Raw genomic sequence first — 15,713 nt, 5'->3', positions numbered from 1 at the left:
AAACTTACGCGGGATACATTAGTATCCCGCTGTTTAATTAACGTCCATACGCCACTACTTAGTGTGTTCGGAATGGATACCCTGGCATTTGCGGTCCATAACATCACGATACAACGCTTCAAATTCTGATATCATCCGCTTAACTGCAAATTTTTCCACCACACAGCCATACGCATTTTGAGCTAATTTCCTGGCCTTATTCTCATCATCTAAAAGCAGGATAATCGCATCAGCAAGGCCATCAATGTCAGCCATATTAATAAGAAGACCTGTCTTATCGTGCTCGACAATTTCGGATACGCCACCCACATTGTAAGCAATTACAGGCTTTTTACAGGCGGCTGCCTGCAACAATATCGAGCCCAGCCCTTCTATATGTGCGGGGTGTACCACAATATCAACAATGGCTAATAAATCCGTTACATCCGATGTGAATCCGCACAGCTTTATTCTGTCTTGTAAATTACATTTCTTGATAAGTGATTCATACGAGTCGTACTGATTACCCTCTCCAAAGAGTAAACAGCTGACATTGTCATGGGCTGTCACCACTTTTTCAAACGCTAATATGATATCCGCTTGCCCTTTATGACCAATTAACTGGGCAAAACTGGCGATTATTTTATGCGCCGCTGGAACCTTATAAGCGCGTGCCAACCAGCTACGCATATCTTCTTCGGCAGGGTGGGCAAATTCTTGCACATCCACTGCTGGATAGATTAATCGGTGCAGTGTTTCTTCGTTTAAGCCCTTCGCTGTGTTTCGAAAAACTTCATTAGAAATGCTGACGACCGCATCAAAATACCGATACTTTAATTGTCCCAACAAGTTTTCTGCTTCCTCCAGGCGGCGGGTTAAAATAGCGGGGATATGAGATTGACTGGCAGCAAATCCGCCCCACCAATCCGCCCCATGGCGACTATGAATATGAATGATATCTGGCTGGGTTTTTTCTATCACTTCAAGAATGCGCTTTGAAGCAAACACATCCAGGTTCCCATTAAATTCAATTGTGTGGGTATCACAGTGCATAAATTTAACGCGGCTGATATCACTTCCTTCCGGGCAGACTAAAATGTTCTCAAATAATTCCGGATTTAGATTACGTAATAAATAACATACTTGTTTACCGCCACCATACAGTCGCAGATTAAATTCAACATGCAACACTTTGATCTTCATATAATTTGCTGCAACCTCATCATAACAATACGACAATCCAGGAATTGGACGTTAATGTTGCTGTATACGGAGCGTCATTAGCAAAAGGGTGATTTTTAAGTGAAAGAATTTGGTTACTTATCACAGTGGGGTAAACCCATTAGATTGCGCAATGCATCAGTTAGTTTTGCATGCTGCGCGCATCGCTTTACAATAGAGGGTTTATAGTTAAGGTAAACAACCTAGGGAACATCAGTTGAACAATCGTTATACGCCCTACTGGCACGAAGAGTTAGCCCGCTGGCTATATACTCTGCTACTTTGCTTGCTGCTTCCCGTATTCTGGTTGAAGTTCCGCAAGTGGGGGGTGAATCAAATTGACGCCTATCATTCCAATTTTTTACAACGATTAGGATTTGTTCCAGTTCCAGCGAATCGACAGGGTTATCTGTTTCACTGTGTCTCCGTTGGCGAGGTGATGGCTGCCTCGTGCGTAATAAAAAAGCTGCAAAAACTGCACCCTGATATTCCAGTTACCATTACCACCACCACCGAAACCGGTTCAGCCCGCGTCAATACGTTGTTTGGTGATAGCGTTCATCATTTTTATCTGCCTCTGGACCTACCTTTTGCGATGAATGCCATGTTAAATCGCCTCCAACCCCAGCTTGTGGTGATCACTGAAGTGGAGCTATGGCCTAATTTAATTCATTGCTGTTGGAAAAAGGGTATCTCAGCGGTAGTCATAAATGCTCGAATGACGGAGCGTTCGGCTTCTCGTTATGCAAAAGTATCAGCATTATTCGAACCGATGATGTTTAAGTTATCGCATGTCTGCGCACAAGGCGAACGTGATTTCGAGCATTATGCGAAACTAGGGATCCCAGAAGATAAACTTACACTTACCAACAATATAAAATTTGATCAGGCTATTTCTGACAATCTATCCGAGACTGACTTTCTGCAATTGCGGCAGAATAACCGCCCCGTTATTGTTGCTGGCAGCACTCATGATCCTGAGGAAAAAGTCCTGTTAACCGCCTTTTCCACAATAATCGAAACGCATCCCAACGCCTTATTAGCCATCGTACCCAGACACCCACAGCGGTTTAAAGAGGTGGAAAAATTATTGGCGGATTCACCATTTGAATACCGTTTGTCCAGTGAGGCTCATCATGTTACCGATGACGTGCAGGTATTACTGGTCAATGAAATGGGCAAGCTCAACCATTTATATCAGGTTGCCAAGATTGCGTTTGTAGGGGGAAGTCTTGCTGACAAAGGTGGCCACAATGCACTCGAACCTGCCGCAGCCGCTGTTCCTATTTTAATGGGGCCGCATCAGTATAATAATTCTGTAATTTGTGATTATCTTCGGGATCACGGTGCCCTCTATCTGGTCAATAATGCGAACGACATCAGCCGGCATTGCCTGAATTGGCTTGAACATCCTGCCCAGGCTGATGAGTTGGGGCGAGCAGGGTTTGCAGTATTAACTAAAAACCAGGGGGCAGTAGACGCAACTATCGCTTGCCTGGAATCGGCCAAATGATGTGTGGGGTTGGAATAAAGGGAGTTTTAGATAATCAGGCCAACTGAGCAATCGTTTAATCTGATTAAATGAAAGTATTCAGTATGACGAAAGAAGACGCATTCATCTTAATCTAGTGAACAAAAAACAGCAGCAGAAAGAACTCTGACGCGCGTTTTAAAAGGACCGCACCTTCTTAGAGAGGGGCTACTCGTTTACACCCACTTGCTGCGAACTCATGGTAACTTGCTCGTCGACGATCTTAAGTTTGAATAGTTCGCCGAACTCTTCTTCACTCATTTCTTTGGCTTTGCCCCCGAGTAAAGCCCTCAGTGGAGGGATGGTGTTGCTATGGCCCACCACTAACACATTCACTTTCTCTGCTTTGATTCGCTTTGCTAACGCATCTAATTCATTGGCAGGGTAAATCTCTACCTCAATCTTCAGCTGTTGTGACAAGGGCGCTACGCTTTGCTGAGTGCGTCGATATTGGGTGCTGTAGATTTTCTTTATATCCGCATTTTCCAATAGGTTAACCAATTGTTTAGCACGCCTAAGTCCTTTAGCCGCTAGAGCTGGATCTTGGGAATGCGACTGCTTTTCAAAATGTCGTGTTAAGTACACATCAAATGCCATTGCATCCACTCCCACACCCATAAACAACGTTAAAAATAGTGTACTACGAAGAAAATGACTCATATTTTTACCCCTGGCTATGCTTATGGCCTGTTTCGTCATCTTGTTCAGGTTCGATCAGACTGATTATTTTCCACCCGGCTTCAGGTACGATTTCTTCAAGATTCAAAAACGTATGATAATGATTGGAGTCATCTATCGCGATTAGCGGCGTGACTCGAGCGCCATAGGTTTCAATGTAATCTGTAAACGTAAACTCATCGGTAATGCGGGTGGTTTTAATGGATGCTCCTCTGGCAACAGCGGAGGCAAGATAACCATAGGTTACACCCTCATCAAACAAGGTAAGCTTCTTAGCGTAATGTTCACTCACCTGATGACTGGGTCTTGCGGCTTGCTCATTATTGGATAGCCCCCACACATTTACCTTTCCGATAGTGTATTCAAAATGATAAGCAACCATCGGGTTGAGCTGCTTATAGGGCGACATGATAAGAACCGTACCGATGGTTTCCATTTGCAGATTGCGAGACGCATGCTCTGACATAGGATTACCAAAATAAACCGGGATATCCATCATTCGTGCTTCGCGGATAGCGTCCCAGTTCGTATCAGCTATACAAACCCCAATCTTTTGATTCATCATCTCTTTAGCAAGTAAGCGACTAAATTTACTTCCACCAAAAATTAAAAAACCAGTGGGCGGCGCAGCGCGTACGTTGAGCCATTTTGCCACATACGCCGCAGAAAGGCTTTGAATAATGACAGTGGCAATGATCACCATAAACACCATGGGCACAATAATACTTGCACCTTCATAGCCGATTTCTTCAAGTTTAAGGGAGAATAACGCACTGACTGCTGCAGCAACGATTCCGCGTGGGGCGATCCAGCTGATTAGCGCCAATTCCCGCCAGTTCAAGCCTGTTCCTACGGAGGATGCCAGCACCGACAGCGGTCTTGCCACGAACATTACCGCAATCAACACGACGATTATTGGCACTCCCACGGCTGCTATGGCGGATAAATCCAGGCGTGTCGCTAACAAAATAAACAGGCCGGAAATGAGTAAGGTACTTAAGGTTTCTTTAAATTCCAGTATGCTTTCAACATTAACATTTTTCATGTTCGCCAAGACCATACCGCTGATCGTTACAGCGAGAAGCCCTGACTCATGCGCCACTACGTTGGAAGCTGCGAATACACCTAAGATAATGGTTAATACCGCGGTGTTCTGCAAATAATGGGGGAGCCAGTTTTTACGTAATGAAATACCGAGAAAATATCCCCCCGCCCAACCCAAAACGAGCCCTATACCAATAGTTTTTCCGAAGATTAAGAAGGTATGGGATATCGCTGATCCTTGAGCGGCCACAATAAACTCAAATACCAATACCGCGAGTAATGCGCCTATCGGATCAATGATAATGCCTTCCCAGCGTAATATGTTGGCTAAATTGGTGTTGGGGCGCACGGTCCGTATCATAGGAACAATCACGGTGGGGCCGGTCACGGTTACAATTGCACCGAATAAAAAGGCCAGTTGCCACGACATTCCCAGACTTAAATGGGCAGCTACTGCGGCCACTCCCCAGGTTACCACCACACCTACTGAGCACAGGTTGCGTACCATATTGCCATGCCCCGCAATATCCTTAAATTTAAGGGTTAACGCTCCCTCAAATAGAATGATCGCGACTGACAGTGAGACCACAGGGAATAACAGATCACCAAATAATCTGTCTGCATTGATCACGTCGAAGACGGGGCCGACAATGATACCGATTATAAGAAGAGGCAAAATAGCCGGGAGCCTTACTCGGTAAGCAAAGTATTGACAAGCGATGGACAATAAGCCCACTAGAACCAGAGAGATCATTGGATCAAACAATGTGCGTTCCTGTTATTGTTTGTTAATTGTTTAGCAAAATAAATTGCTTATGGTACATACTTTTATAACCCGAAGTTGGATGACTGTCAGATCTAAATGATAAAATCTAAGTATCGCCATGCATATCACTGTGCGGTTGCCTGCATCTTACTCCCAATCAATGTCAGTGCACAGCAGATTAGGTTCGCCATATCCGAAATAATAGCGCTAGCCTCGATTTCAGGCGATTGCTCAAGTTGCGCCCATCACCTTGTAAATGTGAGGGTGCTAAACGATTCGGCAAATGACCATGTGTATCTGCAGTTATAAGTAAGTTTACAACCGTTAATAGATAGTCCGCACAGTGGCAAGTGGTTAGTGATCAGCCCTGAGTGCGAATTGCTAATTGTCATAAGGGATCCGAGACAGTAACGCATGGTGGAAGGCGCTCCTTGCCAAAACTTTAGTGATTTTTTATCGTTCTTCTTATTCATAGGCATCTTTTTACATACCCAATAACCTTCTTTACCTGTATATAATTTGTTCATCTGCTATCGCATATCTGTTTTTGTCGATATGCCGCGAAGTCTTAATAGGTCAGTAGGGGGTAAGATGAAAATGGTTAATCGAATAATCTGTGGTACCGCCCTGGCCCTAGCGGGTTCATCATGTTTTGCTGCGACATCTTATTCTTCTGACTTAGGTAACGCTATCACTGACTATCTTAATCGAGCGGATGACTTTGCGGTTACGTTTACCAAAAAGAAACTTAGATTTAATGGGTATAAGCAGCGCGAATATGAATTAACGATGGCCCAACACCTTTCTCCTCGTATGACAATTGAAGCAACCTTACATTACGAAAAAGGGCGCCAGGACTACGGTGTTCTCAATCAAAAAGTATCCTCAAAAGGTTACCAATTAGCTTCATGGTACCAAATGGGCAGTTACGCTTGGGGAATAAGCAACCGCGTAGTTTCTGCACATGAAATTAATATACCGCTTGCCGAAACAATCGATTTACCTACCAGTCAGGCCGTTTCACTCAATATGCGAACCGAAGGGTTTCGCGATACCCACCACTTACTGTTCTCTGCAGTAAGAGAAAAATGGAGTGCCGAGAACCCTGCGCTGGGATTGTCGTGGAACAAAGCCTATGACAATCAGCTACGAATGAATTACTCAATTGTTTTTTGATCTTTTTGCCAATCAAGTGTGTTTCCCAACCACTCTTTACAGCCCAACAGGGCTGTTTTTTTTTGGCAATTTTAGCTACATAAACCAATGGCAGAAAGCCTTTGCGTTCCAATGTTGCGTATGTTGTCGGCAAACGATGCTTAGTAAACAGCATGATAAAAGCCAACTAGCAAATCTGGATGGTAAATCAGGTTTATATCCTAAAGCGATCCACCTGAGCTGCCAGATCGCTTGCTAATTTATCTAATTTATCACTAACCACAACCAGCGAAGAAGCTGTTTTCAACGTATCTTCGCTAGTGTCACTGATTTCATGAATATTGACATTTATGTCTTCAACTACCACCGTCTGTTGTTCGGTAGCCGTAGCCACCTGAGTATTGATTTCGTTAATGCCGTCAATTTCGCTAGCTATCTGCTGCAAAATATCATCCAGTGCTTTCGCTGACTGCACCACAAGATTTGACTGCTCTCGACTCGATGTCATTTGCTGAACCGCTTCACGGGAGTCTTTTTGGAACATATCGATTTTTAATTGAATTTCATCGGTTGCTCTGGCAGCACGCTGAGCAAGGGTGCGCACTTCATCCGCTACCACCGCAAAGCCTCTACCGTGTTCACCTGCGCGGGCCGATTCGATGGCGGCGTTAAGCGCTAATAAATTGGTCTGCTCAGAAATACCGCGAATAGTATCCAGAATGCCTCCAATCGCGGAGGTGTGCTCGTCGAGTGACTGGATGACTTTTGCCACCCCTTCTATTTGCGATGAAAGGCGGCTTATCGACTTCACAGCATCGTGGGTGAGCCCGCGGCCCCGTTCAGAAGTGGAAGTCGCATTGCTTGCTCCGTCTGCAGCGGAAGAAGCGGAGTGAGCCACTTGTGTTACCGTTGACCCCATTTGCGTTAAAGCGGTGGCGACCTGGATCGTATGATCCCGCTGAAGCTTACTATTTTCCTCAGTTTGATGAGATTTTTCCGCCACATCACGTGCCGCACTGCGTAGTTGGGTGCTCGTTATCGCTACGGTATTAATGGTGGCATGCAGGCTGCCTATAAAACTATTAAACCCCTTCACCAGTCTTGCTGTTTCTTTTTGTTCAGGAATAGCTAAACGGGTACTCAAATCTCCCTCTCCGCGGCCTAACACTTGAAAGGCATCAGCTAATTCCTCTATTGGTCTCGAAATACTATTAGCTAATACACGACCTAGAAAAGCAAACAGGATTGCGATAACGATGGCCCACACAAAGACCATTAAATTTGATTTGGCTAACTTACTGTACAATTCAGCTTCTGGCACTTGGGCGACTACATACCAATTGGCTGAAGGAATATACGCACTCGCCATAAGCTGGCTTTCGCCCTCAATTTCTAATTGGGTGAGATTAAAAGGAGACGGGGTGAGCAAAGCCGATTGAGTGGGGTTATCGCTGATATCGGCAAGAGAACTGGTGCCCAGTAACTGGGTATCAGGATGCGCAATGATATTGCCTTCACCATCTATCAGAAAAATGAAGCCCGTATCAGCGAGCTGCACGCTGTTCATTATATTCAGTAGCTCATCCACATCCTTGGCGGCACCAGACATACCACGCCCATCAGGTTGTTGATAATTGGCATAAAGTCGGTAACCTACGTTGGGCTCGTTATACAGACTTAATGAGCTGACGTTCCCGCTATCTTTATAAGCGAAAAACCACCCATCAAATTCATCGTTTTTAAGTTTTCTTAAAAAACCGTCTTGATTCCAGTAGTTATAAGTCTCTCTATCGACAAAAGACGCCGCAGCCAATCGGTTTTTAGCGGCTAGCTTGGCTAAATAGTTTACTAGCTTTTGTTCGCCATTTCGGTCGGCACCAGCAGCAGACCATTCAATCATATAGGGGTTGGTAGCAATGCTGTGTGCCACCGTAAGCATCACACTAACTTCTTTGTCGACCCGATTAGCAATTTGCCCAACTTTACTTGGCAGAAGCTGCTGTTCAACTTCCTTCTTTACCAAATCTCGGGCTATAAACTGACTGACCACACTGACCAGTAAACAGGATAGCAATACGGCAAGGAGTAAGGTAAGTAGAAATTTATTCTTTATACTTAGTGCTTTAAATGCTGCTGTCACTCAGTGTTCCTCAATGGTGTCATTACGCAAAGGTCGCCTGATGCCTTTGTCATGAGAAGGTATGAAGGGGATTAGCTTAGCTAAAAATGAACAAATAAAAAAGGCTGCGAGCGCAGCCTTTTTAGTGAAGGTGATTATTTGCCTTCTTTTTCTGGTACGGGGAAACCACGGTCGCGCATTAACGCCTCGACCTTGGCATCCCGGCCACGAAACTTGCGGTAAGCTTCTGCAGGGTCCATCGCATTGCGCACCGAGAACAAGTATTTGACCAGTCTGTCGCCGACTTCTTTATCATAGAATCCACCGGGTGCTTCAGCAAATGCTTCTGAGGCGTCTGCGGTTAAAACTTCAGCCCACATATATCCGTAATATGCCGCTGCGTAACCTTCGCCGGAGAACACATGACCGAAGTGAGGACTGCGGTGACGCATGACAACTTCTTCTGGCATATTGAGCTTATTTAGCTCTTCGCGTTCAAAGTTGTCAGGATCAATGTTGGCAGGATCTGTAGTATGGTATTTCAAATCCATTATGGCTGACGCCAGGTATTCAGTGGTTTTAAACCCTTCGTTGAAGGTTGACGCTTTTTTGATTTTGTTCACCAGCTCTTGTGGAATTGGCTTGCCCGTCTCGTAATGAACCAAGTATTGGTTGATGACTTCATCGGTGGTCAACCAACGTTCTAGCAGTTGCGACTGGAATTCCGTGTAATCACGTACACCGGAATGCGAAGTCGGATATTTCACATCAGCTGATAAGAAATGTAGCGCATGACCAAATTCGTGGAAATAGGTTTCAGCATCATCCCAAGAGATTAAGGTAGGCTCGCCTTCTGCACCTTTAACGAAGTTTGAGTTGTTAGACGAGAGCACTGTCTCCTTACCATCAAACGTGGTGTAGCTGCGGTATGTCGTCGCCCAAGCGCCTGAGCGTTTCCCCTGACGGGCGAACGGGTCAAGATACCAAAGACCAACATGTTCTTTGCTGTCTTTATCTAACACTTCCCATACTTTTACATCTTCGTTCCAGACCGGCACTTCACCTTCCGCTACCGCTTTGAATTCGAAGTTGAACAAACGGCCTGCTACGTAAAACATGGCTTCGCGTAATTTGTCCAGTTGTAAGTATTGTTTTACTTCGTTAGAGTCCAGGTCGTATTTAGCCTGGCGAACTTTTTCTGCGTAAAAGCGATAATCCCAAGGCTTAATAGTAATATCAGCGCCTTCTTCGTCTGCGATCTTCTGCATGTCGGCCACTTCTTCTTCCACGCGGGCGATGGCTGCGGGCCACACTTTCATCATCAGGTCCATGGCATTATCAGGGTTCTTTGCCATGCGATCTTCTAAGCGCCACTGCGCATAATTATCATAACCCTGAAGCTGCACCCGTTCATGGCGGAGTTTAAGGATTTTTTTGATAATTTCATTGTTATCTGACGCATCCCCGTTGTCACCACGGTTGTAGTATGTGCGCCACACTTTTTCACGTAACTCACGGTTTGTCGAGTAAGTCAGGAAGGGATCCATGGATGAGCGAGTATTGGTGATGGCATATTTACCTTCTTCACCGCGCGACTTAGCTGCCGCAGCCGCACCTTTAATGAAGGTTTCAGGCAATCCGTCTAGCTGATCTTCAGTGATATAGGTGACATAGCCTTCTTCATCTGCCAATACGTTGTTAGAAAACTGCGTATAAAGCGAGGCTAACTCTTTGTTAATCTCTGCATAACGCTGTTTTTTCTCGCCATCCAGCGCGGCACCGTTATGGGCAAAACCATTATAGGTTAACCAGGTAACGCGCTGTTCTTCGGTACCCAAAGTTTTATATTCTTCCCCTTCATAAACGGCCTTCACACGTTCAAAAAGCTTTTCATTTTGAGTGATTTCAGTAAAAAATGCAGATAATACCGGCGACATTTCAGCCTGAATTTCTCGAAATTCAGGGCTGGACATATTAGCGCTCCAAATGCCGTAATAGGTAAATACATTACCAAGCTCTTTGCCCGCACGCTCCATAGCGACAATCGTGTTTTCGAAAGTCGGTGGCTCAGGGTTGTTGGCAATGGCTTCAATCTCTTTACGTTGCAGATCCATGCCTTTTTCTAAGGCAGGCTTTAAATTTTTCAGCTCCATTTTGTCGAATGCCGGTACGCCGCCATACGGGCCTTGGTATTCATTTAATAGAATGTTGTCGTATGTTTTGGCCTGCTCGTTCATTGTTTTATCAACCGCTGCTGTTTGCTCAGTTTGTTCAGGTTTTTGTTCCGAGCAAGCGCCTAAGGCTAAAAGGACCGCCGCTGCGGTAAGTGTTGTGTTAAGTTTTCCCATGGTGTACTTCCATTATTGTCGTTATATCGAAACGTATACTAAGGGAAGCAACAAAGAAGTTAAACGTCTTCTACCGCGCAATCGTGCCGAATAGCTCAAAATTGATAAACTACGCGCTTTCATCAAGCCCATACTGTGCAGGAATGAGCGGCAAACCGCCTTAAATTTATTGAGAACCTCGGGCAGGCGGCACCAACAAAATGATCGACGGGAAGGCAAGTAAACGGGTATTACCTTATCTTTCCTGGTTAAATTAACCCTCTACGCAACTTCTCCCGCACGTTCAGGTCCGGCGCCAATTTCCAGCTTCGACGTATGGGATAGCTTACTCCATTGGGGGTAGAGACCGATTCAAACAAGTGAAAAGCATTGAACTCACAAGTTATGTCGGGTGCAAAAAGCGGCGGAGGTAACGAAGGCGGCGCTTTTCTCATTAGCGTAACATGAGGGTGGTAGTCTCGATTTTCGGTTTCAATGCCGGCCTCTCTGGCTGCTTTTCTAATTTGGGTATGCAATGAGCCTAAAGATGGTGGGGTCTGCTCAGGTGCAACAAAGACAATTTTAGGCTTTTGCCAATAGCCTGTTCGGTTAAGCTGTAACATCACTGGATGCGCGTGCACCTCGTCCAAGCGCATAATCAATGACTCTTGCTGTTTGGAAGAAAGGTGGCCTAAAAACGCCAGGGTAATGTGGTAGTTTGCAGCAGGCACCGCGACTGGAATAGCAGGCGCATTGCGGATAGCGTCTTTAATGTGACGCTTAGCGGACGGCGTCTGATTCCGACTGCGGATTTCTGGCAGCGCTTTTTGCTGCCAGCTTTGCAGGGCTAGCTTTTGTTGAGCAGTTAAATCTAAGCCAATAAAGCATCGCATAGTGTTTCCTGAATAAGCGTGGCCTGCTCCAGGATACCGGATCAGACTCTATCCTTTCAATTTTTTCCACGCCTTCATCGACCCCTCCATAACATCGACATCTTTCACCCCTTGCTGAGCAAGAAAACTGGCAGCAGTGGTAGCGCGCACACCGGAACCACAATAGCAGGTATAGTGACGGTCTTTATCTAATTCTGCGAACTTCTCTGGCAAATAGCCTAAATAAATATAGTCGGAGCCCTCAATTGCGTTGGTATCACGCTCATCCTGTTTTCTGACATCTAATAAACTCCATGCCTGCCTATCCTGTGCTATTCGGTGTTCCACCTCCTTCGCGGTTATCACCTCAATCGCACTTAATCCCTTATCAGTCGCTTCATCGCCGGTGCGTACGGGCAAGTCTACTACGTAACCTTGAATTTTCTCATAGCCCATGCGTTTTAACTGGATGGCATTTTGTTTGGCGGCGTTGGCATCGGGCGCCACTATAACAATCTCAGTATCATCGTCTAAAAACCAGCCGCCATAAGCTGAGGTTAATCCAGCCCCAAAAAACAAACTGCCACGGATATGTGTTTGACAAAATGCATCTTTATTTCTTACATCAATGACCTGTAGCGTGCCCTGCTCAATTTGAGTGGCAAACTCAGTGACGTCGCGCGCACTCAGCGCCGGAATATCACGATGTACGATGCAGTCTAAGTGACCTTTTGAATTCAGCCGTTCCATTTTTTCAAAATACGGCGCGTAATAATGGGTCTCCTCGAGCTTTTCTTTTACAAATTGTTCCTTGGAAGCTAGCGACCATTTGGGATTATGCCGCTTTTCATAGCCTAGTGTGGAGAATTCCCTATCAGCCATTCCCCCACCACAAACAGAACCAGCGCCATGGGCTGGGTACACCACGGTTTCACCTGGTAGTTCATTTAACTTTTGCAGACTCTCGTAGAGGGTGGCGGTAATGTGCTCTTTTTCTTCGGGATAGAAGTCAGTTCGACCGACATCGTTTACAAAAAGAGTATCCCCCGTAAAGATAGCCACTACTTCGTCACTGATACTGGTATCGGCAACGGCGATACAAATGCTGTCCTTGGTATGTCCCGGAGTTTCAATAATAGTGAGCTTGAGTTCGCCCACATCGAAAGTATCACCGTCTTTAACCGATTCGGCGTATTCGATAGGTGCATCACTGTGTTGACCATGATAGACAGGAATATTTAACTGGCTGCCTAAAACCGCTGCCCCTGAGATGAAATCTTCGTTACGGTGGGTTTCTACTACAAATTTTATGGTGACATTCTGCTCCGCAGCCGCTTGCAAATACTGCTCACAATCCAGTTGTGGATCGACCACAAAAGCTTCATTTTTACTTGACACTAAATAAGAGAGTTGGGCTAACCCCTTGGCTTTGAATCGTTGAATTTCCATTCTATTCTCCTCGTGGCATTAGTGAAATCTTATATGAAGAAGCGAATAGGATTGATCAGGTTTACCCCATTATTTCATGAACCTTTTTGTACGGGTGGTGGGCAAGGCTAGTGAAGGATCATCAGGCCAGAAATGTTTTGGATAACGTCCCTTCATTTCTTTCTGAATGTCACGGTAACTGCCTTGCCAAAATGCGCCTAAGTCCTGGGTGGTCTGAAGTGGACGGCCGGCCGGCGAAAGCAGCGAGAACGTTACCGGCAATTTTCCGTCCGCCACCACTATACGCTGTGTTTCACCGTACATTTCCTGCATTTTTACGGCGACGCAGGCACTACCGGTATCACTGTATTTGATAGGAATGTCTCGCTTAGAAGGAATACTGAGGGTTTCAGGTAGATAGGTATCCAGCGCATGTTGTTGCGGCCAATCCAGCACCTGCTTGAGAAGAGACTTCCAGGGTAATTTTTCAACCTGCTCCCATTTTTTACATGGAGCGAGTTTGTCCAGCCAAAATGACTCGGGAAAATCAATAAATGGATTGTCCAGTACCGGCCATGGGGTAGGTGTGTCAAAGGCCTGGGGTTGACGTAATACCAGCTTCTGGGCCAGCTTTACGCGATACCACCATTGCCATGTAGCTTCATCAAAGGGCCACTGTTGTGGTGGCAAGGTTTGCAGATGTAATAACCACGCTCGGGAAAATTGCGAGCGCGGGATGTCTGAAAGTGGCTGACTGTCCAGTATTATCTCGCCAAACCGGCGGATCTGCCTTGCCTGCATGTGCTTTTTATCACTGTTGTAACATACCTGTTCTTCGATAGTAATCGCATCCGGATAAAGTTGATTAATTTGCGTCTGTGATATCGGTTGATATTGGCGAATGATCAACTCGCCTCCGAGCGATTGGGCGTTTAGCACTGCTAACCAGTCGGAGTTTTCGATAATACCTGAAGGTATCAGCGCACCTCTGCCATTAGCCAATTTAAATGTGTTCTGGCTAGACTTAAACGCAAGATGGTGCGGAAATGCCAGCGCGATCGCAATAGCATATTTTTCCTCTGGCAAGGTATGGGGAGCCGGCAACGGACGATCAGATAGCAACCGCTGATATCGTCCCGCCTGTTTTTCCACGCGCCTGCGACTGGCGGGATCAAGATAGCGAATAATCTCAGATACCAATATCTGATCCCTGAACAAAGCGCTCTCTTCATACAAAGCGGCGATAATCGCTGCGGCGGCAGCCTCTTGCTCGCCGAGGTCTCGGGCACAAACTAGCATGTGCGCGATACTCGGGTGACAAGGAAAGGTCGCAAGACGCCTGCCGTAAGAAGTGATCTGCTGGCTGTCGATAGCGCCTATACGGTCTAAGACATCCGTCGCTGCCGCTTGCTGCGCAGCACTGGGTACATCCAAAAGAGCCATTTCGTTAAGCTGGCTGCCCCAGGCCAACGACTCTAACAATAATGGCGCGATATCCTCTAGTAAAATCTGCGGGGTAGCCTGTTTTGACAAACGATCGTGCTGCTCCCTGGCCCACAGCCGGTAACATTTACCTTTACGTAAGCGGCCCGCTCGCCCCATACGCTGGGTTGCCGAAGCCTGCGAAATCATGTATTGATTAAGCTGCGTGAAGCCGCCATCAAGTTGATAGCTGGCAACGTTCTCTAAGCCTGAGTCCACCACCGCTTCTATATTAGCGATCGTTAAGCTGGTTTCGGCAATATTCGTAGCAAGGATAATTTTTTGCTTGCCGGTCGGATCAGGCGCTAACGCTGCCATCTGAGCAGATTTGCCCAGGGCGCCATACAGCTCGTGTATTGCTACACCTTTACATATCTGCTTATTTTCCAGTTGTTGTCTTACTTTGCGGATGGCCCCCGCGCCAGGTAAAAAAGCGAGCACATCGCCGGTTACTTCGTCACAGGCTTGTTCGATGGTCGCAACCATAACGGGAACAAGGTTTTCAGGCTTAGTCTGTCCGCAATAATGCACTTCCACCGGATACATTTTCCCCTCTGAGCGTAAACTTACGGCATCGGGCATCAGTGTCTGTAAACGTTGTTCATCCAGAGTGGCAGACATTACAATCAAGCGCAGGTCATCTCTTAAGCTCTGCTGTACTTCTAGCGCTAAAGCCAAACCAAAATCACTGTGAATACTGCGCTCATGAAATTCGTCAAAAATAATGACGCTAACGCCCGACAGTTCGGGATCGCTTTGTATACGGCGTGCGAGAATCCCCTCGGTGATGATTTCCAGGCGTGTATCCGCGCTGATTTTACTTTCTCCGCGGATGCGGTAGCCCACTGTTTTACCTACCGGCTCATTTAACAAGGAGGCTAAGTAATTTGCCAGACTACGAACCACCACCCGCCGGGGTTGCATCAGTAAAATACGCCCGGGGAAGTGCTGGTTTAACAATACAAGTGGCAATACAGTGGATTTGCCCGCGCCCGGAGGCGCAGACACAATTGCATTGTGGGTTTCCACTGCCTCGCTTAATGAGGCGGCGATGGCGTAAGCCGGAAGGGCTTGCAGATTGTCCAACGTAACCACCGTGACTCTGGTTACG

At 46.2% G+C, this 15,713-nt stretch carries 10 protein-coding genes; 2 read left to right on the top strand and 8 right to left on the bottom strand.

The annotated features are described in order from the left end of the window. Positions 1-54: 54 nt before the first annotated feature. Positions 55-1,182 carry a glycosyltransferase family 4 protein gene (locus OPS25_RS14920; protein WP_265618670.1) on the bottom strand — a complete coding sequence of 376 codons (1,128 nt, stop codon included), beginning with the start codon at positions 1,180-1,182 and terminating at the stop codon, positions 55-57. Between the two features lie 235 nt (positions 1,183-1,417). Between OPS25_RS14920 and waaA the strand changes: the two genes are divergently transcribed. Continuing rightward, entirely contained in the window at positions 1,418-2,713 is a 1,296-nt protein-coding gene (gene waaA, locus OPS25_RS14915; RefSeq protein ID WP_265618669.1) for a lipid IV(A) 3-deoxy-D-manno-octulosonic acid transferase, read from the top strand. Positions 2,714-2,899: 186 nt separating this feature from the next. Here waaA and OPS25_RS14910 read toward each other — a convergent pair whose 3' ends face one another. Beyond that, entirely contained in the window at positions 2,900-3,391 is a 492-nt protein-coding gene (locus OPS25_RS14910; protein WP_265618668.1) for a SixA phosphatase family protein, read from the bottom strand. Positions 3,392-3,395: 4 nt separating this feature from the next. After that, the gene (locus OPS25_RS14905) at positions 3,396-5,219 is read right to left on the bottom strand and encodes a cation:proton antiporter (RefSeq protein WP_265618667.1); all 1,824 of its coding nucleotides are present in this window, start codon (positions 5,217-5,219) and stop codon (positions 3,396-3,398) included. Between the two features lie 591 nt (positions 5,220-5,810). On the opposite strand from OPS25_RS14905, the gene OPS25_RS14900 reads away from it, so the two are divergent. Continuing rightward, positions 5,811-6,395 carry a hypothetical protein gene (locus OPS25_RS14900; protein ID WP_265618666.1) on the top strand — a complete coding sequence of 195 codons (585 nt, stop codon included), beginning with the start codon at positions 5,811-5,813 and terminating at the stop codon, positions 6,393-6,395. Between the two features lie 193 nt (positions 6,396-6,588). Here the strand turns inward: OPS25_RS14900 and OPS25_RS14895 are convergent, their stop codons facing one another. The 5 genes from OPS25_RS14895 to hrpB all read right to left on the bottom strand — a co-directional run bounded on the left by OPS25_RS14895 (position 6,589) and on the right by hrpB (position 15,688). After that, entirely contained in the window at positions 6,589-8,514 is a 1,926-nt protein-coding gene (locus tag OPS25_RS14895) for a methyl-accepting chemotaxis protein (RefSeq protein ID WP_265618665.1), read from the bottom strand. A 134-nt stretch (positions 8,515-8,648) separates the two neighbouring features. Further along, a complete protein-coding gene (locus tag OPS25_RS14890; protein WP_265618664.1) occupies positions 8,649-10,841 on the bottom strand; it encodes a M3 family metallopeptidase in 2,193 nt (730 codons plus the stop codon). A gap of 248 nt (positions 10,842-11,089) precedes the next feature. Continuing rightward, positions 11,090-11,713 (bottom strand): RNA 2',3'-cyclic phosphodiesterase, encoded by a 624-nt coding sequence (thpR, locus tag OPS25_RS14885; protein ID WP_265618662.1) that lies wholly within the window; start codon positions 11,711-11,713, stop codon positions 11,090-11,092. 48 nt (positions 11,714-11,761) lie between these two features. Further along, complete coding sequence (locus tag OPS25_RS14880) at positions 11,762-13,141, bottom strand: MBL fold metallo-hydrolase (protein WP_265618661.1); 1,380 nt, start codon at positions 13,139-13,141, stop codon at positions 11,762-11,764. Between the two features lie 69 nt (positions 13,142-13,210). After that, on the bottom strand, positions 13,211-15,688 hold the full coding sequence (gene hrpB, locus OPS25_RS14875; RefSeq protein ID WP_265618660.1) for an ATP-dependent helicase HrpB: 2,478 nt from the start codon (positions 15,686-15,688) through the stop codon (positions 13,211-13,213). Between the last annotated feature and the right edge of the window lie 25 nt (positions 15,689-15,713).

Origin of the sequence: Alteromonas aquimaris, from assembly GCF_026183695.1 — a bacterium.
Taxonomy (GTDB): Bacteria; Pseudomonadota; Gammaproteobacteria; order Enterobacterales; family Alteromonadaceae; genus Alteromonas; species Alteromonas aquimaris.
Note: the sequence above shows the minus strand (reverse complement) of the source record. Positions and strands in the feature narration are given on the sequence as shown.